Annotated in this window: 8 tRNA genes and 11 rRNA genes; all 19 read left to right on the top strand. The window is 49.1% G+C overall.

What is annotated here, in order from left to right:
* The first annotated feature begins 170 nt into the window (after positions 1-170).
* Positions 171-3,064 (top strand): 23S ribosomal RNA (locus AC3CID_RS15005).
* Positions 3,065-3,162: 98 nt separating this feature from the next.
* Positions 3,163-3,278, top strand: a 5S ribosomal RNA gene (rrf, locus tag AC3CID_RS15000).
* Positions 3,279-3,688: 410 nt separating this feature from the next.
* A 16S ribosomal RNA gene (locus AC3CID_RS14995) occupies positions 3,689-5,243 on the top strand.
* Positions 5,244-5,309: 66 nt separating this feature from the next.
* Positions 5,310-5,386 (top strand) — tRNA-Ile (locus AC3CID_RS14990).
* Positions 5,387-5,407: 21 nt separating this feature from the next.
* A tRNA-Ala gene (locus AC3CID_RS14985) sits at positions 5,408-5,483 on the top strand.
* 303 nt (positions 5,484-5,786) lie between these two features.
* A 23S ribosomal RNA gene (locus AC3CID_RS14980) occupies positions 5,787-8,680 on the top strand.
* Between the two features lie 98 nt (positions 8,681-8,778).
* Positions 8,779-8,894: ribosomal RNA gene (rrf, locus tag AC3CID_RS14975) — 5S ribosomal RNA — on the top strand.
* A 394-nt stretch (positions 8,895-9,288) separates the two neighbouring features.
* A 16S ribosomal RNA gene (locus AC3CID_RS14970) occupies positions 9,289-10,843 on the top strand.
* A 122-nt stretch (positions 10,844-10,965) separates the two neighbouring features.
* Positions 10,966-11,041 (top strand) — tRNA-Glu (locus AC3CID_RS14965).
* Between the two features lie 2 nt (positions 11,042-11,043).
* Positions 11,044-11,119 (top strand) — tRNA-Lys (locus AC3CID_RS14960).
* Positions 11,120-11,151: 32 nt separating this feature from the next.
* Positions 11,152-11,227, top strand: a tRNA-Val gene (locus AC3CID_RS14955).
* Positions 11,228-11,596: 369 nt separating this feature from the next.
* Positions 11,597-14,490: ribosomal RNA gene (locus AC3CID_RS14950) — 23S ribosomal RNA — on the top strand.
* A 98-nt stretch (positions 14,491-14,588) separates the two neighbouring features.
* Positions 14,589-14,704, top strand: a 5S ribosomal RNA gene (gene rrf / locus AC3CID_RS14945).
* A gap of 394 nt (positions 14,705-15,098) precedes the next feature.
* Positions 15,099-16,653 (top strand): 16S ribosomal RNA (locus AC3CID_RS14940).
* Between the two features lie 66 nt (positions 16,654-16,719).
* A tRNA-Ile gene (locus tag AC3CID_RS14935) sits at positions 16,720-16,796 on the top strand.
* Positions 16,797-16,817: 21 nt separating this feature from the next.
* A tRNA-Ala gene (locus AC3CID_RS14930) sits at positions 16,818-16,893 on the top strand.
* Positions 16,894-17,227: 334 nt separating this feature from the next.
* Positions 17,228-20,121, top strand: a 23S ribosomal RNA gene (locus tag AC3CID_RS14925).
* A gap of 98 nt (positions 20,122-20,219) precedes the next feature.
* Positions 20,220-20,335: ribosomal RNA gene (gene rrf, locus AC3CID_RS14920) — 5S ribosomal RNA — on the top strand.
* Together the 16S, 23S and 5S rRNA genes with 8 tRNA genes alongside form the textbook arrangement of a ribosomal RNA operon.
* Before the next feature lie 67 nt (positions 20,336-20,402).
* Positions 20,403-20,479, top strand: a tRNA-Asp gene (locus AC3CID_RS14915).
* The last annotated feature ends 361 nt before the right edge of the window (positions 20,480-20,840 follow it).

Below are 20,840 nucleotides of genomic sequence, written 5' to 3'. Positions count from 1 at the left end.
GTATTCGAATGATCAGAAATGATTGTTCATTTTTTGATTCTACTTTTTATTAAAAAGTGGAAACAAAAAGTAAATTGAGTCCGGCAAACAGTCATCAAGAATTAACCCTTCTTGATGACAACCAAAAACCTTGGTTAGTTGCCATACGCTAAGACCCTTTCGGGTTGTATGGTTAAGTGACTAAGCGTACACGGTGGATGCCTTGGCAGTCAGAGGCGATGAAAGGCGTAATAACTTGCGATAAGCCCAGATTAGGTAGTAATAACCTTTTGAGTCTGGGATTCCTGAATGGGGAAACCCACTTACATAAGTAAGTATCCTGTTGTGAATACATAGCAACAGGAGGCAAACCGGGGGAACTGAAACATCTAAGTACCCCGAGGAAGAGAAATCAACCGAGATTCCGAAAGTAGCGGCGAGCGAAATTGGATTAGCCCTTAAGCTTTTAATGAGACAGACGAAGGCTCTGGAAAGTGCCGCAGTAAAGGGTGATAGCCCCGTAGTCGACATCTCATAATCAGTGAAAACGAGTAGGGCGGGACACGTGATATCCTGTCTGAATATGGGGGGACCATCCTCCAAGGCTAAATACTACTGACTGACCGATAGTGAACCAGTACCGTGAGGGAAAGGCGAAAAGAACCCCTGTGAGGGGAGTGAAATAGAACCTGAAACCGTGTACGTACAAGCAGTAGGAGCACCTTCGTGGTGTGACTGCGTACCTTTTGTATAATGGGTCAGCGACTTAATTTTAGTAGCAAGGTTAACCGTTTAGGGGAGCCGTAGGGAAACCGAGTCTTAACTGGGCGTACAGTTGCTAGGATTAGACCCGAAACCAGGTGATCTAGCCATGGGCAGGTTGAAGGTTGAGTAACATCAACTGGAGGACCGAACCGACTAATGTTGAAAAATTAGCGGATGACTTGTGGCTAGGGGTGAAAGGCCAATCAAACCTGGAGATAGCTGGTTCTCCCCGAAAGCTATTTAGGTAGCGCCTCGGACGAATACTACTGGGGGTAGAGCACTGTTAAGGCTAGGGGGTCATCCCGACTTACCAACCCTTTGCAAACTCCGAATACCAGTAAGTACTATCCGGGAGACACACGGCGGGTGCTAACGTCCGTCGTGGAGAGGGAAACAACCCAGACCGCCAGCTAAGGTCCCAAAGTATAGCTAAGTGGGAAACGATGTGGGAAGGCTCAGACAGCCAGGATGTTGGCTTAGAAGCAGCCATCATTTAAAGAAAGCGTAATAGCTCACTGGTCGAGTCGGCCTGCGCGGAAGATGTAACGGGGCTAAGCTATACACCGAAGCTGCGGCTACGTACCTTAGGGTATGTGGGGTAGGGGAGCGTTCTGTAAGCCGTTGAAGGTGGTCTGTAAGGGCTGCTGGAGGTATCAGAAGTGCGAATGCTGACATGAGTAACGATAAAGGGAGTGAAAAACTCCCTCGCCGGAAGACCAAGGGTTCCTGTCCAACGTTAATCGGGGCAGGGTAAGTCGACTCCTAAGGCGAGGCCGAAAGGCGTAGTCGATGGGAAACGGGTTAATATTCCCGTACTTCTTACAATTGCGATGGGGGGACGGAGAAGGCTAGGTGGGCCTGGCGACGGTTGTCCAGGTTCAAGTATGTAGGCGGAAAGTTTAGGTAAATCCGGACTTTCATTAACGCTGAGATACGATGTCGAGCTACTACGGTAGTGAAGTCATTGATGCCATGCTTCCAGGAAAAGCCTCTAAGCTTCAGATTGTAAGGAATCGTACCCCAAACCGACACAGGTGGTCGGGTAGAGAATACCAAGGCGCTTGAGAGAACTCGGGTGAAGGAACTAGGCAAAATGGTACCGTAACTTCGGGAGAAGGTACGCTCTTATCAGTGAAGTCCCTTGCGGATGGAGCAGACGAGAGTCGCAGATACCAGGTGGCTGCAACTGTTTATTAAAAACACAGCACTGTGCAAAATCGTAAGATGACGTATACGGTGTGACGCCTGCCCGGTGCCGGAAGGTTAATTGATGGGGTTAGACTTCGGTCGAAGCTCTTGATCGAAGCCCCGGTAAACGGCGGCCGTAACTATAACGGTCCTAAGGTAGCGAAATTCCTTGTCGGGTAAGTTCCGACCTGCACGAATGGCGTAATGATGGCCACGCTGTCTCCACCCGAGACTCAGTGAAATTGAAATCGCTGTGAAGATGCAGTGTACCCGCGGCTAGACGGAAAGACCCCGTGAACCTTTACTACAGCTTGGCACTGAACATTGAACCTACATGTGTAGGATAGGTGGGAGACTATGAAATTGCGTCGCTAGATGTGATGGAGTCGTCCTTGAAATACCACCCTTGTAGTTTTGATGTTCTAACGTTGGTCCCTGAATCGGGATTACGGACAGTGCCTGGTGGGTAGTTTGACTGGGGCGGTCTCCTCCCAAAGAGTAACGGAGGAGCACGAAGGTGGGCTAAACACGGTTGGACATCGTGTGGTTAGTGCAATGGCATAAGCCCGCTTGACTGCGAGAATGACAATTCGAGCAGGTGCGAAAGCAGGTCATAGTGATCCGGTGGTTCTGAATGGAAGGGCCATCGCTCAACGGATAAAAGGTACTCCGGGGATAACAGGCTGATACCGCCCAAGAGTTCATATCGACGGCGGTGTTTGGCACCTCGATGTCGGCTCATCACATCCTGGGGCTGAAGTCGGTCCCAAGGGTATGGCTGTTCGCCATTTAAAGTGGTACGCGAGCTGGGTTTAGAACGTCGTGAGACAGTTCGGTCCCTATCTGCCGTGGGCGTTGGAAAATTGAAAGGGGCTGCTCCTAGTACGAGAGGACCGGAGTGGACGAACCTCTGGTGTTCGGGTTGTCATGCCAATGGCATTGCCCGGTAGCTAAGTTCGGAATCGATAACCGCTGAAAGCATCTAAGCGGGAAGCGAGCCTTGAGATGAGTTTTCCCTGGCACTATAAGTGTCCTAAAGGGTTGTCGTAGACTACGACGTTGATAGGCAGGGTGTGTAAGTGCTGCGAGGCATTGAGCTAACCTGTACTAATTGCCCGTGAGGCTTAACCATACAACACCCAAGGGGTTTTGTGGACTCAGAAGTACCAGACCTTGAATGAGTTTGAAGAGAAATAATTTTTAGATTAGCTTTCCGAATTTTAAAATTTGCTTGGCGACCATAGCATTGTGGACCCACCTGATTCCATGCCGAACTCAGAAGTGAAACACAATAGCGCCGATGGTAGTGTGGGGTTTCCCCATGTGAGAGTAGGACATCGCCAGGCTTTAATTTCGACTTTGTCTATTTAATAGACAAGTCACCATAGGGTTCTAAGTTTTCTTAGTATTTTATGTTGACTTTCAAAGTGGAAAGCGTATTATACGCGTCCTGCTTACGTGCTAAGGCACTGAAAGCGTTCTCTTTTTAGAGAACACGCTCTTTAACAATTTAAACCTATCAATCTGTGTGGGCACTCGTTGATGAATATCAAAACGTTATTACTTAGGTAATAGCAGTTACTTCGGTAACAAACTTGATTTCAATGAACTGAGTGACCAATACAAAGTTAAGTTTACTTAATTTTGGCACAGTCAATTCATTACCATTCTGTTGGAATGGTAATAGCTTTAAAATTACACTCTTTATTTATAAAGAATAGTTTTGAAGTCAGTATTCGTTGAGTCACAAAATCTTAAATTGAAGAGTTTGATCATGGCTCAGATTGAACGCTGGCGGCAGGCCTAACACATGCAAGTCGAGCGGAAACGACACTAACAATCCTTCGGGTGCGTTAATGGGCGTCGAGCGGCGGACGGGTGAGTAATGCCTAGGAAATTGCCTTGATGTGGGGGATAACCATTGGAAACGATGGCTAATACCGCATAATGCCTACGGGCCAAAGAGGGGGACCTTCGGGCCTCTCGCGTCAAGATATGCCTAGGTGGGATTAGCTAGTTGGTGAGGTAATGGCTCACCAAGGCGACGATCCCTAGCTGGTCTGAGAGGATGATCAGCCACACTGGAACTGAGACACGGTCCAGACTCCTACGGGAGGCAGCAGTGGGGAATATTGCACAATGGGCGAAAGCCTGATGCAGCCATGCCGCGTGTATGAAGAAGGCCTTCGGGTTGTAAAGTACTTTCAGTTGTGAGGAAGGGTGTGTAGTTAATAGCTGCACATCTTGACGTTAGCAACAGAAGAAGCACCGGCTAACTCCGTGCCAGCAGCCGCGGTAATACGGAGGGTGCGAGCGTTAATCGGAATTACTGGGCGTAAAGCGCATGCAGGTGGTTCATTAAGTCAGATGTGAAAGCCCGGGGCTCAACCTCGGAACTGCATTTGAAACTGGTGAACTAGAGTGCTGTAGAGGGGGGTAGAATTTCAGGTGTAGCGGTGAAATGCGTAGAGATCTGAAGGAATACCAGTGGCGAAGGCGGCCCCCTGGACAGACACTGACACTCAGATGCGAAAGCGTGGGGAGCAAACAGGATTAGATACCCTGGTAGTCCACGCCGTAAACGATGTCTACTTGGAGGTTGTGGCCTTGAGCCGTGGCTTTCGGAGCTAACGCGTTAAGTAGACCGCCTGGGGAGTACGGTCGCAAGATTAAAACTCAAATGAATTGACGGGGGCCCGCACAAGCGGTGGAGCATGTGGTTTAATTCGATGCAACGCGAAGAACCTTACCTACTCTTGACATCCAGAGAAGCCAGCGGAGACGCAGGTGTGCCTTCGGGAACTCTGAGACAGGTGCTGCATGGCTGTCGTCAGCTCGTGTTGTGAAATGTTGGGTTAAGTCCCGCAACGAGCGCAACCCTTATCCTTGTTTGCCAGCGAGTAATGTCGGGAACTCCAGGGAGACTGCCGGTGATAAACCGGAGGAAGGTGGGGACGACGTCAAGTCATCATGGCCCTTACGAGTAGGGCTACACACGTGCTACAATGGCGCATACAGAGGGCAGCAAGCTAGCGATAGTGAGCGAATCCCAAAAAGTGCGTCGTAGTCCGGATTGGAGTCTGCAACTCGACTCCATGAAGTCGGAATCGCTAGTAATCGTGAATCAGAATGTCACGGTGAATACGTTCCCGGGCCTTGTACACACCGCCCGTCACACCATGGGAGTGGGCTGCAAAAGAAGTGGGTAGTTTAACCTTTCGGGGAGGACGCTCACCACTTTGTGGTTCATGACTGGGGTGAAGTCGTAACAAGGTAGCCCTAGGGGAACCTGGGGCTGGATCACCTCCTTATACGAAGATACCACGACGAGTGTCCACACAGATTGATTAGGTTTAGAAAGTAAAAGAGACGATATTGGGTCTGTAGCTCAGCTGGTTAGAGCGCTCGCCTGATAAGCGGGAGGTCGGTGGTTCGAGTCCACTCAGACCCACCAATATCGACTAGATACAAAGATGGGGCTATAGCTCAGCTGGGAGAGCGCCTGCCTTGCACGCAGGAGGTCTGCGGTTCGATCCCGCATAGCTCCACCATCTTTAAGTGTTTTTATCTGAAAATATTTAAAAATGGTTCATTAGTTTGAATCAAGCTCTTTAACAATTTGGAAAGCTGACTGATTGATTTACTTGCGAGTAATTCAATCAAATTTAAAAGTTCTCAATGTTTATCTTTCATTAGATAAACACAACAAACACATTCAAGTGTCTTGTATTCGAATCAAACTTTAGTTTGATTCACAATTGAGTCCGGCAAACAGTTATCAAGAATTAACCCTTCTTGATGACAACCAAAAACCTTGGTTAGTTGCCATACGCTAAGACCCTTTCGGGTTGTATGGTTAAGTGACTAAGCGTACACGGTGGATGCCTTGGCAGTCAGAGGCGATGAAAGGCGTAATAACTTGCGATAAGCCCAGATTAGGTAGTAATAACCTTTTGAGTCTGGGATTCCTGAATGGGGAAACCCACTTGCATAAGCAAGTATCCTGTTGTGAATACATAGCAACAGGAGGCAAACCGGGGGAACTGAAACATCTAAGTACCCCGAGGAAGAGAAATCAACCGAGATTCCGAAAGTAGCGGCGAGCGAAATTGGATTAGCCCTTAAGCTTTTAATGATGCAGGTGAAGAGTCTGGAAAGTCTCGCAATAAAGGGTGATAGCCCCGTAACCGACACATCATAATCAGTGAAAACGAGTAGGGCGGGACACGTGATATCCTGTCTGAATATGGGGGGACCATCCTCCAAGGCTAAATACTACTGACTGACCGATAGTGAACCAGTACCGTGAGGGAAAGGCGAAAAGAACCCCTGTGAGGGGAGTGAAATAGAACCTGAAACCGTGTACGTACAAGCAGTAGGAGCACCTTCGTGGTGTGACTGCGTACCTTTTGTATAATGGGTCAGCGACTTAATTTTAGTAGCAAGGTTAACCGTTTAGGGGAGCCGTAGGGAAACCGAGTCTTAACTGGGCGTACAGTTGCTAGGATTAGACCCGAAACCAGGTGATCTAGCCATGGGCAGGTTGAAGGTTGAGTAACATCAACTGGAGGACCGAACCGACTAATGTTGAAAAATTAGCGGATGACTTGTGGCTAGGGGTGAAAGGCCAATCAAACCTGGAGATAGCTGGTTCTCCCCGAAAGCTATTTAGGTAGCGCCTCGGACGAATACTACTGGGGGTAGAGCACTGTTAAGGCTAGGGGGTCATCCCGACTTACCAACCCTTTGCAAACTCCGAATACCAGTAAGTACTATCCGGGAGACACACGGCGGGTGCTAACGTCCGTCGTGGAGAGGGAAACAACCCAGACCGCCAGCTAAGGTCCCAAAGTATAGCTAAGTGGGAAACGATGTGGGAAGGCTCAGACAGCCAGGATGTTGGCTTAGAAGCAGCCATCATTTAAAGAAAGCGTAATAGCTCACTGGTCGAGTCGGCCTGCGCGGAAGATGTAACGGGGCTAAGCTATACACCGAAGCTGCGGCTACGTACCTTAGGGTATGTGGGGTAGGGGAGCGTTCTGTAAGCCGTTGAAGGTGGTCTGTAAGGGCTGCTGGAGGTATCAGAAGTGCGAATGCTGACATGAGTAACGATAAAGGGAGTGAAAAACTCCCTCGCCGGAAGACCAAGGGTTCCTGTCCAACGTTAATCGGGGCAGGGTAAGTCGACTCCTAAGGCGAGGCCGAAAGGCGTAGTCGATGGGAAACGGGTTAATATTCCCGTACTTCTTACAATTGCGATGGGGGGACGGAGAAGGCTAGGTGGGCCTGGCGACGGTTGTCCAGGTTCAAGTATGTAGGCGGAAAGTTTAGGTAAATCCGGACTTTCATTAACGCTGAGATACGATGTCGAGCTACTACGGTAGTGAAGTCATTGATGCCATGCTTCCAGGAAAAGCCTCTAAGCTTCAGATTGTAAGGAATCGTACCCCAAACCGACACAGGTGGTCGGGTAGAGAATACCAAGGCGCTTGAGAGAACTCGGGTGAAGGAACTAGGCAAAATGGTACCGTAACTTCGGGAGAAGGTACGCTCTTATCAGTGAAATCCCTTGCGGATGGAGCAGACGAGAGTCGCAGATACCAGGTGGCTGCAACTGTTTATTAAAAACACAGCACTGTGCAAAATCGTAAGATGACGTATACGGTGTGACGCCTGCCCGGTGCCGGAAGGTTAATTGATGGGGTTAGACTTCGGTCGAAGCTCTTGATCGAAGCCCCGGTAAACGGCGGCCGTAACTATAACGGTCCTAAGGTAGCGAAATTCCTTGTCGGGTAAGTTCCGACCTGCACGAATGGCGTAATGATGGCCACGCTGTCTCCACCCGAGACTCAGTGAAATTGAAATCGCTGTGAAGATGCAGTGTACCCGCGGCTAGACGGAAAGACCCCGTGAACCTTTACTACAGCTTGGCACTGAACATTGAACCTACATGTGTAGGATAGGTGGGAGACTATGAAATTGCGTCGCTAGATGTAATGGAGTCGTCCTTGAAATACCACCCTTGTAGTTTTGATGTTCTAACGTTGGCCCCTGAATCGGGGTTACGGACAGTGCCTGGTGGGTAGTTTGACTGGGGCGGTCTCCTCCCAAAGAGTAACGGAGGAGCACGAAGGTGGGCTAAACACGGTTGGACATCGTGTGGTTAGTGCAATGGCATAAGCCCGCTTGACTGCGAGAATGACAATTCGAGCAGGTGCGAAAGCAGGTCATAGTGATCCGGTGGTTCTGAATGGAAGGGCCATCGCTCAACGGATAAAAGGTACTCCGGGGATAACAGGCTGATACCGCCCAAGAGTTCATATCGACGGCGGTGTTTGGCACCTCGATGTCGGCTCATCACATCCTGGGGCTGAAGTCGGTCCCAAGGGTATGGCTGTTCGCCATTTAAAGTGGTACGCGAGCTGGGTTTAGAACGTCGTGAGACAGTTCGGTCCCTATCTGCCGTGGGCGTTGGAAAATTGAAAGGGGCTGCTCCTAGTACGAGAGGACCGGAGTGGACGAACCTCTGGTGTTCGGGTTGTCATGCCAATGGCATTGCCCGGTAGCTAAGTTCGGAATCGATAACCGCTGAAAGCATCTAAGCGGGAAGCGAGCCTTGAGATGAGTTTTCCCTGGCACTATAAGTGTCCTAAAGGGTTGTCGTAGACTACGACGTTGATAGGCAGGGTGTGTAAGTGCTGCGAGGCATTGAGCTAACCTGTACTAATTGCCCGTGAGGCTTAACCATACAACACCCAAGGGGTTTTGTGGACTCAGAAGTACCAGACCTTGAATGAGTTTGAAGAGAAATAACTTTTAGATTAGCTTTCCGAATTTTAAAATTTGCTTGGCGACCATAGCATTGTGGACCCACCTGATTCCATGCCGAACTCAGAAGTGAAACACAATAGCGCCGATGGTAGTGTGGGGTTTCCCCATGTGAGAGTAGGACATCGCCAGGCTTTAAATTCGACTTTGTCTATTTAATAGACAAGTCACCATAGAGTTCTAAGTTTTCTTAGTATTTTATGTTGACTTTCAAAGTGGAAAGCGTATTATACGCGTCCTGCTTACGTGCTAAGGCACTGAAAGCAAAGCTCTTTAACAATTTAAACCTATCAATCTGTGTGGGCACTCGTTGATGAATATCAAAACGTTATTACTTAGGTAATAGCAGTTACTTCGGTAACAAACTTGATTTCAATGAACTGAGTGACCAATACAAAGTTAAGTTTACTTAATTTTGGCACAGTCAATTCATTACCATTCTGTTGGAATGGTAATAGCTTTAGAATTACATGTTTACTTCGGTAAATATTAGTTTTGAAGTCAGTATTCGTTGAGTCACAAAATCTTAAATTGAAGAGTTTGATCATGGCTCAGATTGAACGCTGGCGGCAGGCCTAACACATGCAAGTCGAGCGGAAACGACAACATTGAATCTTCGGAGGATTTGTTGGGCGTCGAGCGGCGGACGGGTGAGTAATGCCTAGGAAATTGCCTTGATGTGGGGGATAACCATTGGAAACGATGGCTAATACCGCATAATGCCTACGGGCCAAAGAGGGGGATCTTCGGACCTCTCGCGTCAAGATATGCCTAGGTGGGATTAGCTAGTTGGTGAGGTAATGGCTCACCAAGGCGACGATCCCTAGCTGGTCTGAGAGGATGATCAGCCACACTGGAACTGAGACACGGTCCAGACTCCTACGGGAGGCAGCAGTGGGGAATATTGCACAATGGGCGAAAGCCTGATGCAGCCATGCCGCGTGTATGAAGAAGGCCTTCGGGTTGTAAAGTACTTTCAGTTGTGAGGAAGGGTGTGTAGTTAATAGCTGCACATCTTGACGTTAGCAACAGAAGAAGCACCGGCTAACTCCGTGCCAGCAGCCGCGGTAATACGGAGGGTGCGAGCGTTAATCGGAATTACTGGGCGTAAAGCGCATGCAGGTGGTTCATTAAGTCAGATGTGAAAGCCCGGGGCTCAACCTCGGAACTGCATTTGAAACTGGTGAACTAGAGTGCTGTAGAGGGGGGTAGAATTTCAGGTGTAGCGGTGAAATGCGTAGAGATCTGAAGGAATACCAGTGGCGAAGGCGGCCCCCTGGACAGACACTGACACTCAGATGCGAAAGCGTGGGGAGCAAACAGGATTAGATACCCTGGTAGTCCACGCCGTAAACGATGTCTACTTGGAGGTTGTGGCCTTGAGCCGTGGCTTTCGGAGCTAACGCGTTAAGTAGACCGCCTGGGGAGTACGGTCGCAAGATTAAAACTCAAATGAATTGACGGGGGCCCGCACAAGCGGTGGAGCATGTGGTTTAATTCGATGCAACGCGAAGAACCTTACCTACTCTTGACATCCAGAGAAGCCAGCGGAGACGCAGGTGTGCCTTCGGGAACTCTGAGACAGGTGCTGCATGGCTGTCGTCAGCTCGTGTTGTGAAATGTTGGGTTAAGTCCCGCAACGAGCGCAACCCTTATCCTTGTTTGCCAGCGAGTAATGTCGGGAACTCCAGGGAGACTGCCGGTGATAAACCGGAGGAAGGTGGGGACGACGTCAAGTCATCATGGCCCTTACGAGTAGGGCTACACACGTGCTACAATGGCGCATACAGAGGGCAGCAAGCTAGCGATAGTGAGCGAATCCCAAAAAGTGCGTCGTAGTCCGGATTGGAGTCTGCAACTCGACTCCATGAAGTCGGAATCGCTAGTAATCGTGAATCAGAATGTCACGGTGAATACGTTCCCGGGCCTTGTACACACCGCCCGTCACACCATGGGAGTGGGCTGCAAAAGAAGTGGGTAGTTTAACCTTTCGGGGAGGACGCTCACCACTTTGTGGTTCATGACTGGGGTGAAGTCGTAACAAGGTAGCCCTAGGGGAACCTGGGGCTGGATCACCTCCTTATACGAAGATAGTCACGATGAGTGTCCACACAGATTGATTAGGTTTAGAAAAGCAAAGAGATGAAGAACTCCCAAGTTCTTCGAAGTTTGTTTCTACTTTTTAAAGTAGAGATAAATTGCAGTGTCCCGTTCGTCTAGAGGCCTAGGACACCGCCCTTTCACGGCGGTAACAGGGGTTCGACTCCCCTACGGGATACCATTGGGTCGTTAGCTCAGTTGGTAGAGCAGTTGACTTTTAATCAATTGGTCGCAGGTTCGAATCCTGCACGACCCACCATTCTTTCTCCGCGAAGGAATTAAAACTATCGTGGGCGATTAGCTCAGTTGGGAGAGCACCTGCCTTACAAGCAGGGGGTCACTGGTTCGAGCCCGGTATCGCCCACCATTCTCTAAAAATTCTTGGTTATCTTCATATCCAAACCACTTCTTTTGTCGTTGGTTGGTATGTTTGACCCTGAGAGTCTTTAGAAAATGTGAATTTTAGAACACTGGTTCTTAAAGTCTCATGCTCTTTAACAATTTGGAAAGCTGACTGATTGATTACTTACGAGTAATTCAATCAAATTTAAAAGTTCTCAATGTTTATCTTTTATTAGGTAAACACAACAAACACATTCAAGTGTCTTGTATTCGAATCAATGTTTACATTGATTCACAATTGAGTCCGGCAAACAGTCATCAGGAATTAACCCTTCTTGATGACAACCAAAAACCTTGGTTAGTTGCCATACGCTAAGACCCTTTCGGGTTGTATGGTTAAGTGACTAAGCGTACACGGTGGATGCCTTGGCAGTCAGAGGCGATGAAAGGCGTAATAACTTGCGATAAGCCCAGATTAGGTAGTAATAACCTTTTGAGTCTGGGATTCCTGAATGGGGAAACCCACTTGCATAAGCAAGTATCCTGTTGTGAATACATAGCAACAGGAGGCAAACCGGGGGAACTGAAACATCTAAGTACCCCGAGGAAGAGAAATCAACCGAGATTCCGAAAGTAGCGGCGAGCGAAATTGGATTAGCCCTTAAGCTTTTAATGAGACAGACGAAGGCTCTGGAAAGTGCCGCAGTAAAGGGTGATAGCCCCGTAGTCGACATCTCATAATCAGTGAAAACGAGTAGGGCGGGACACGTGATATCCTGTCTGAATATGGGGGGACCATCCTCCAAGGCTAAATACTACTGACTGACCGATAGTGAACCAGTACCGTGAGGGAAAGGCGAAAAGAACCCCTGTGAGGGGAGTGAAATAGAACCTGAAACCGTGTACGTACAAGCAGTAGGAGCACCTTCGTGGTGTGACTGCGTACCTTTTGTATAATGGGTCAGCGACTTAATTTTAGTAGCAAGGTTAACCGTTTAGGGGAGCCGTAGGGAAACCGAGTCTTAACTGGGCGTACAGTTGCTAGGATTAGACCCGAAACCAGGTGATCTAGCCATGGGCAGGTTGAAGGTTGAGTAACATCAACTGGAGGACCGAACCGACTAATGTTGAAAAATTAGCGGATGACTTGTGGCTAGGGGTGAAAGGCCAATCAAACCTGGAGATAGCTGGTTCTCCCCGAAAGCTATTTAGGTAGCGCCTCGGACGAATACTACTGGGGGTAGAGCACTGTTAAGGCTAGGGGGTCATCCCGACTTACCAACCCTTTGCAAACTCCGAATACCAGTAAGTACTATCCGGGAGACACACGGCGGGTGCTAACGTCCGTCGTGGAGAGGGAAACAACCCAGACCGCCAGCTAAGGTCCCAAAGTATAGCTAAGTGGGAAACGATGTGGGAAGGCTCAGACAGCCAGGATGTTGGCTTAGAAGCAGCCATCATTTAAAGAAAGCGTAATAGCTCACTGGTCGAGTCGGCCTGCGCGGAAGATGTAACGGGGCTAAGCTATACACCGAAGCTGCGGCTACGTACCTTAGGGTATGTGGGGTAGGGGAGCGTTCTGTAAGCCGTTGAAGGTGGTCTGTAAGGGCTGCTGGAGGTATCAGAAGTGCGAATGCTGACATGAGTAACGATAAAGGGAGTGAAAAACTCCCTCGCCGGAAGACCAAGGGTTCCTGTCCAACGTTAATCGGGGCAGGGTAAGTCGACTCCTAAGGCGAGGCCGAAAGGCGTAGTCGATGGGAAACGGGTTAATATTCCCGTACTTCTTACAATTGCGATGGGGGGACGGAGAAGGCTAGGTGGGCCTGGCGACGGTTGTCCAGGTTCAAGTATGTAGGCGGAAAGTTTAGGTAAATCCGGACTTTCATTAACGCTGAGATACGATGTCGAGCTACTACGGTAGTGAAGTCATTGATGCCATGCTTCCAGGAAAAGCCTCTAAGCTTCAGATTGTAAGGAATCGTACCCCAAACCGACACAGGTGGTCGGGTAGAGAATACCAAGGCGCTTGAGAGAACTCGGGTGAAGGAACTAGGCAAAATGGTACCGTAACTTCGGGAGAAGGTACGCTCTTATCAGTGAAGTCCCTTGCGGATGGAGCAGACGAGAGTCGCAGATACCAGGTGGCTGCAACTGTTTATTAAAAACACAGCACTGTGCAAAATCGTAAGATGACGTATACGGTGTGACGCCTGCCCGGTGCCGGAAGGTTAATTGATGGGGTTAGACTTCGGTCGAAGCTCTTGATCGAAGCCCCGGTAAACGGCGGCCGTAACTATAACGGTCCTAAGGTAGCGAAATTCCTTGTCGGGTAAGTTCCGACCTGCACGAATGGCGTAATGATGGCCACGCTGTCTCCACCCGAGACTCAGTGAAATTGAAATCGCTGTGAAGATGCAGTGTACCCGCGGCTAGACGGAAAGACCCCGTGAACCTTTACTACAGCTTGGCACTGAACATTGAACCTACATGTGTAGGATAGGTGGGAGACTATGAAATTGCGTCGCTAGATGTGATGGAGTCGTCCTTGAAATACCACCCTTGTAGTTTTGATGTTCTAACGTTGGTCCCTGAATCGGGATTACGGACAGTGCCTGGTGGGTAGTTTGACTGGGGCGGTCTCCTCCCAAAGAGTAACGGAGGAGCACGAAGGTGGGCTAAACACGGTTGGACATCGTGTGGTTAGTGCAATGGCATAAGCCCGCTTGACTGCGAGAATGACAATTCGAGCAGGTGCGAAAGCAGGTCATAGTGATCCGGTGGTTCTGAATGGAAGGGCCATCGCTCAACGGATAAAAGGTACTCCGGGGATAACAGGCTGATACCGCCCAAGAGTTCATATCGACGGCGGTGTTTGGCACCTCGATGTCGGCTCATCACATCCTGGGGCTGAAGTCGGTCCCAAGGGTATGGCTGTTCGCCATTTAAAGTGGTACGCGAGCTGGGTTTAGAACGTCGTGAGACAGTTCGGTCCCTATCTGCCGTGGGCGTTGGAAAATTGAAAGGGGCTGCTCCTAGTACGAGAGGACCGGAGTGGACGAACCTCTGGTGTTCGGGTTGTCATGCCAATGGCATTGCCCGGTAGCTAAGTTCGGAATCGATAACCGCTGAAAGCATCTAAGCGGGAAGCGAGCCTTGAGATGAGTTTTCCCTGGCACTATAAGTGTCCTAAAGGGTTGTCGTAGACTACGACGTTGATAGGCAGGGTGTGTAAGTGCTGCGAGGCATTGAGCTAACCTGTACTAATTGCCCGTGAGGCTTAACCATACAACACCCAAGGGGTTTTGTGGACTCAGAAGTACCAGACCTTGAATGAGTTTGAAGAGAAATAACTTTTAGATTAGCTTTCCGAATTTTAAAATTTGCTTGGCGACCATAGCATTGTGGACCCACCTGATTCCATGCCGAACTCAGAAGTGAAACACAATAGCGCCGATGGTAGTGTGGGGTTTCCCCATGTGAGAGTAGGACATCGCCAGGCTTTAATTTCGACTTTGTCTATTTAATAGACAAGTCACCATAGGGTTCTAAGTTTTCTTAGTATTTTATGTTGACTTTCAAAGTGGAAAGCGTATTATACGCGTCCTGCTTACGTGCTAAGGCGCTGAAAGCAAAGCTCTTTAACAATTTAAACCTATCAATCTGTGTGGGCACTCGTTGATGAATATCAAAACGTTATTACTTAGGTAGTAACAGTTACTTCGGTAACAAACTTGATTTCAATGAACTGAGTGACCAATACAAAGTTAAGTTTACTTAATTTTGGCACAGTCAATTCATTACCATTCTGTTGGAATGGTAATAGCTTTAGAATTACATGTTTACTTCGGTAAATATTAGTTTTGAAGTCAGTATTCGTTGAGTCACAAAATCTTAAATTGAAGAGTTTGATCATGGCTCAGATTGAACGCTGGCGGCAGGCCTAACACATGCAAGTCGAGCGGAAACGACAACATTGAATCTTCGGAGGATTTGTTGGGCGTCGAGCGGCGGACGGGTGAGTAATGCCTAGGAAATTGCCTTGATGTGGGGGATAACCATTGGAAACGATGGCTAATACCGCATAATGCCTACGGGCCAAAGAGGGGGATCTTCGGACCTCTCGCGTCAAGATATGCCTAGGTGGGATTAGCTAGTTGGTGAGGTAATGGCTCACCAAGGCGACGATCCCTAGCTGGTCTGAGAGGATGATCAGCCACACTGGAACTGAGACACGGTCCAGACTCCTACGGGAGGCAGCAGTGGGGAATATTGCACAATGGGCGAAAGCCTGATGCAGCCATGCCGCGTGTATGAAGAAGGCCTTCGGGTTGTAAAGTACTTTCAGTTGTGAGGAAGGGTGTGTAGTTAATAGCTGCGCATCTTGACGTTAGCAACAGAAGAAGCACCGGCTAACTCCGTGCCAGCAGCCGCGGTAATACGGAGGGTGCGAGCGTTAATCGGAATTACTGGGCGTAAAGCGCATGCAGGTGGTTCATTAAGTCAGATGTGAAAGCCCGGGGCTCAACCTCGGAACTGCATTTGAAACTGGTGAACTAGAGTGCTGTAGAGGGGGGTAGAATTTCAGGTGTAGCGGTGAAATGCGTAGAGATCTGAAGGAATACCAGTGGCGAAGGCGGCCCCCTGGACAGACACTGACACTCAGATGCGAAAGCGTGGGGAGCAAACAGGATTAGATACCCTGGTAGTCCACGCCGTAAACGATGTCTACTTGGAGGTTGTGGCCTTGAGCCGTGGCTTTCGGAGCTAACGCGTTAAGTAGACCGCCTGGGGAGTACGGTCGCAAGATTAAAACTCAAATGAATTGACGGGGGCCCGCACAAGCGGTGGAGCATGTGGTTTAATTCGATGCAACGCGAAGAACCTTACCTACTCTTGACATCCAGAGAAGCCAGCGGAGACGCAGGTGTGCCTTCGGGAACTCTGAGACAGGTGCTGCATGGCTGTCGTCAGCTCGTGTTGTGAAATGTTGGGTTAAGTCCCGCAACGAGCGCAACCCTTATCCTTGTTTGCCAGCGAGTAATGTCGGGAACTCCAGGGAGACTGCCGGTGATAAACCGGAGGAAGGTGGGGACGACGTCAAGTCATCATGGCCCTTACGAGTAGGGCTACACACGTGCTACAATGGCGCATACAGAGGGCAGCAAGCTAGCGATAGTGAGCGAATCCCAAAAAGTGCGTCGTAGTCCGGATTGGAGTCTGCAACTCGACTCCATGAAGTCGGAATCGCTAGTAATCGTGAATCAGAATGTCACGGTGAATACGTTCCCGGGCCTTGTACACACCGCCCGTCACACCATGGGAGTGGGCTGCAAAAGAAGTGGGTAGTTTAACCTTTCGGGGAGGACGCTCACCACTTTGTGGTTCATGACTGGGGTGAAGTCGTAACAAGGTAGCCCTAGGGGAACCTGGGGCTGGATCACCTCCTTATACGAAGATACCACGATGAGTGTCCACACAGATTGATTAGGTTTAGAAAGTAAAAGAGACGATATTGGGTCTGTAGCTCAGCTGGTTAGAGCGCTCGCCTGATAAGCGGGAGGTCGGTGGTTCGAGTCCACTCAGACCCACCAATATCGACTAGATACAAAGATGGGGCTATAGCTCAGCTGGGAGAGCGCCTGCCTTGCACGCAGGAGGTCTGCGGTTCGATCCCGCATAGCTCCACCATCTTTAAGTGTTTTTATCTGAAAATATTTAAAAATGGTTTCGAAAGAAATCTAGCTCTTTAACAATTTGGAAAGCTGACTGATTGATTACTTACGAGTAATTCAATCAAATTTAAAAGTTCTCAATGTTTATCTTTCATTAGATAAACACAACAAACACATTCAAGTGTCTTGTATTCGAATCAAACTTTAGTTTGATTCACAATTGAGTCCGGCAAACAGTTATCAAGAATTAACCCTTCTTGATGACAACCAAAAACCTTGGTTAGTTGCCATACGCTTATTTGTCTTCACTTTTTAAAGTGAAAGCAAATAGAGACCCTTTCGGGTTGTATGGTTAAGTGACTAAGCGTACACGGTGGATGCCTTGGCAGTCAGAGGCGATGAAAGGCGTAATAACTTGCGATAAGCCCAGATTAGGTAGTAATAACCTTTTGAGTCTGGGATTCCTGAATGGGGAAACCCACTTACATAAGTAAGTATCCTGTTGTGAATACATAGCAACAGGAGGCAAACCGGGGGAACTGAAACATCTAAGTACCCCGAGGAAGAGAAATCAACCGAGATTCCGAAAGTAGCGGCGAGCGAAATTGGATTAGCCCTTAAGCTTTTAATGAGACAGACGAAGGCTCTGGAAAGTGCCGCAGTAAAGGGTGATAGCCCCGTAGTCGACATCTCATAATCAGTGAAAACGAGTAGGGCGGGACACGTGATATCCTGTCTGAATATGGGGGGACCATCCTCCAAGGCTAAATACTACTGACTGACCGATAGTGAACCAGTACCGTGAGGGAAAGGCGAAAAGAACCCCTGTGAGGGGAGTGAAATAGAACCTGAAACCGTGTACGTACAAGCAGTAGGAGCACCTTCGTGGTGTGACTGCGTACCTTTTGTATAATGGGTCAGCGACTTAATTTTAGTAGCAAGGTTAACCGTTTAGGGGAGCCGTAGGGAAACCGAGTCTTAACTGGGCGTACAGTTGCTAGGATTAGACCCGAAACCAGGTGATCTAGCCATGGGCAGGTTGAAGGTTGAGTAACATCAACTGGAGGACCGAACCGACTAATGTTGAAAAATTAGCGGATGACTTGTGGCTAGGGGTGAAAGGCCAATCAAACCTGGAGATAGCTGGTTCTCCCCGAAAGCTATTTAGGTAGCGCCTCGGACGAATACTACTGGGGGTAGAGCACTGTTAAGGCTAGGGGGTCATCCCGACTTACCAACCCTTTGCAAACTCCGAATACCAGTAAGTACTATCCGGGAGACACACGGCGGGTGCTAACGTCCGTCGTGGAGAGGGAAACAACCCAGACCGCCAGCTAAGGTCCCAAAGTATAGCTAAGTGGGAAACGATGTGGGAAGGCTCAGACAGCCAGGATGTTGGCTTAGAAGCAGCCATCATTTAAAGAAAGCGTAATAGCTCACTGGTCGAGTCGGCCTGCGCGGAAGATGTAACGGGGCTAAGCTATACACCGAAGCTGCGGCTACGTACCTTAGGGTATGTGGGGTAGGGGAGCGTTCTGTAAGCCGTTGAAGGTGGTCTGTAAGGGCTGCTGGAGGTATCAGAAGTGCGAATGCTGACATGAGTAACGATAAAGGGAGTGAAAAACTCCCTCGCCGGAAGACCAAGGGTTCCTGTCCAACGTTAATCGGGGCAGGGTAAGTCGACTCCTAAGGCGAGGCCGAAAGGCGTAGTCGATGGGAAACGGGTTAATATTCCCGTACTTCTTACAATTGCGATGGGGGGACGGAGAAGGCTAGGTGGGCCTGGCGACGGTTGTCCAGGTTCAAGTATGTAGGCGGAAAGTTTAGGTAAATCCGGACTTTCATTAACGCTGAGATACGATGTCGAGCTACTACGGTAGTGAAGTCATTGATGCCATGCTTCCAGGAAAAGCCTCTAAGCTTCAGATTGTAAGGAATCGTACCCCAAACCGACACAGGTGGTCGGGTAGAGAATACCAAGGCGCTTGAGAGAACTCGGGTGAAGGAACTAGGCAAAATGGTACCGTAACTTCGGGAGAAGGTACGCTCTTATCAGTGAAGTCCCTTGCGGATGGAGCAGACGAGAGTCGCAGATACCAGGTGGCTGCAACTGTTTATTAAAAACACAGCACTGTGCAAAATCGTAAGATGACGTATACGGTGTGACGCCTGCCCGGTGCCGGAAGGTTAATTGATGGGGTTAGACTTCGGTCGAAGCTCTTGATCGAAGCCCCGGTAAACGGCGGCCGTAACTATAACGGTCCTAAGGTAGCGAAATTCCTTGTCGGGTAAGTTCCGACCTGCACGAATGGCGTAATGATGGCCACGCTGTCTCCACCCGAGACTCAGTGAAATTGAAATCGCTGTGAAGATGCAGTGTACCCGCGGCTAGACGGAAAGACCCCGTGAACCTTTACTACAGCTTGGCACTGAACATTGAACCTACATGTGTAGGATAGGTGGGAGACTATGAAATTGCGTCGCTAGATGTGATGGAGTCGTCCTTGAAATACCACCCTTGTAGTTTTGATGTTCTAACGTTGGTCCCTGAATCGGGATTACGGACAGTGCCTGGTGGGTAGTTTGACTGGGGCGGTCTCCTCCCAAAGAGTAACGGAGGAGCACGAAGGTGGGCTAAACACGGTTGGACATCGTGTGGTTAGTGCAATGGCATAAGCCCGCTTGACTGCGAGAATGACAATTCGAGCAGGTGCGAAAGCAGGTCATAGTGATCCGGTGGTTCTGAATGGAAGGGCCATCGCTCAACGGATAAAAGGTACTCCGGGGATAACAGGCTGATACCGCCCAAGAGTTCATATCGACGGCGGTGTTTGGCACCTCGATGTCGGCTCATCACATCCTGGGGCTGAAGTCGGTCCCAAGGGTATGGCTGTTCGCCATTTAAAGTGGTACGCGAGCTGGGTTTAGAACGTCGTGAGACAGTTCGGTCCCTATCTGCCGTGGGCGTTGGAAAATTGAAAGGGGCTGCTCCTAGTACGAGAGGACCGGAGTGGACGAACCTCTGGTGTTCGGGTTGTCATGCCAATGGCATTGCCCGGTAGCTAAGTTCGGAATCGATAACCGCTGAAAGCATCTAAGCGGGAAGCGAGCCTTGAGATGAGTTTTCCCTGGCACTATAAGTGTCCTAAAGGGTTGTCGTAGACTACGACGTTGATAGGCAGGGTGTGTAAGTGCTGCGAGGCATTGAGCTAACCTGTACTAATTGCCCGTGAGGCTTAACCATACAACACCCAAGGGGTTTTGTGGACTCAGAAGTACCAGACCTTGAATGAGTTTGAAGAGAAATAACTTTTAGATTAGCTTTCCGAATTTTAAAATTTGCTTGGCGACCATAGCATTGTGGACCCACCTGATTCCATGCCGAACTCAGAAGTGAAACACAATAGCGCCGATGGTAGTGTGGGGTTTCCCCATGTGAGAGTAGGACATCGCCAGGCTTTAAATTAAATCTTTAGGTTGACCGACCTGGAGATATGGACGCTCACTTAGTGAGTTGACCACTGCGGAGTGGTAGTTCAGTTGGTTAGAATACCGGCCTGTCACGCCGGGGGTCGCGGGTTCGAGTCCCGTCCACTCCGCCACTTATTAAAAAAGCCCTGCTAGAAATAGCAGGGCTTTTTTACATCTCAAGAAAGGTGTTTTGCCCTTCGGTCGAATGAGTCCCACAAAGGGGTTGCCTGAAGTCCGCAACCCCGTCCATTCCGCTACTTATTAGAAAGCCTAGTCTGACGACTAGGCTTTCGTCGTTTCTCGGGTATGAGTTTTTGGATTTTGGTTACAGACCTTATCGCTATATATTGAGGTGTCTCTCTAGATAGAGGGAGGCTCGTGCTGTTTTACATTTAAACCTGACGAATTGAGATGGTTACTTCTAATTCTTTTTGCTACACCCTCTAAAGATAACGGAGCATCAAATTAGACCAGTATAAATACAAGTGAATA

The organism is Vibrio sp. QJM3NY_21 (assembly GCF_057785975.1).
This window is presented reverse-complemented; position numbering and strand designations above follow the sequence as displayed.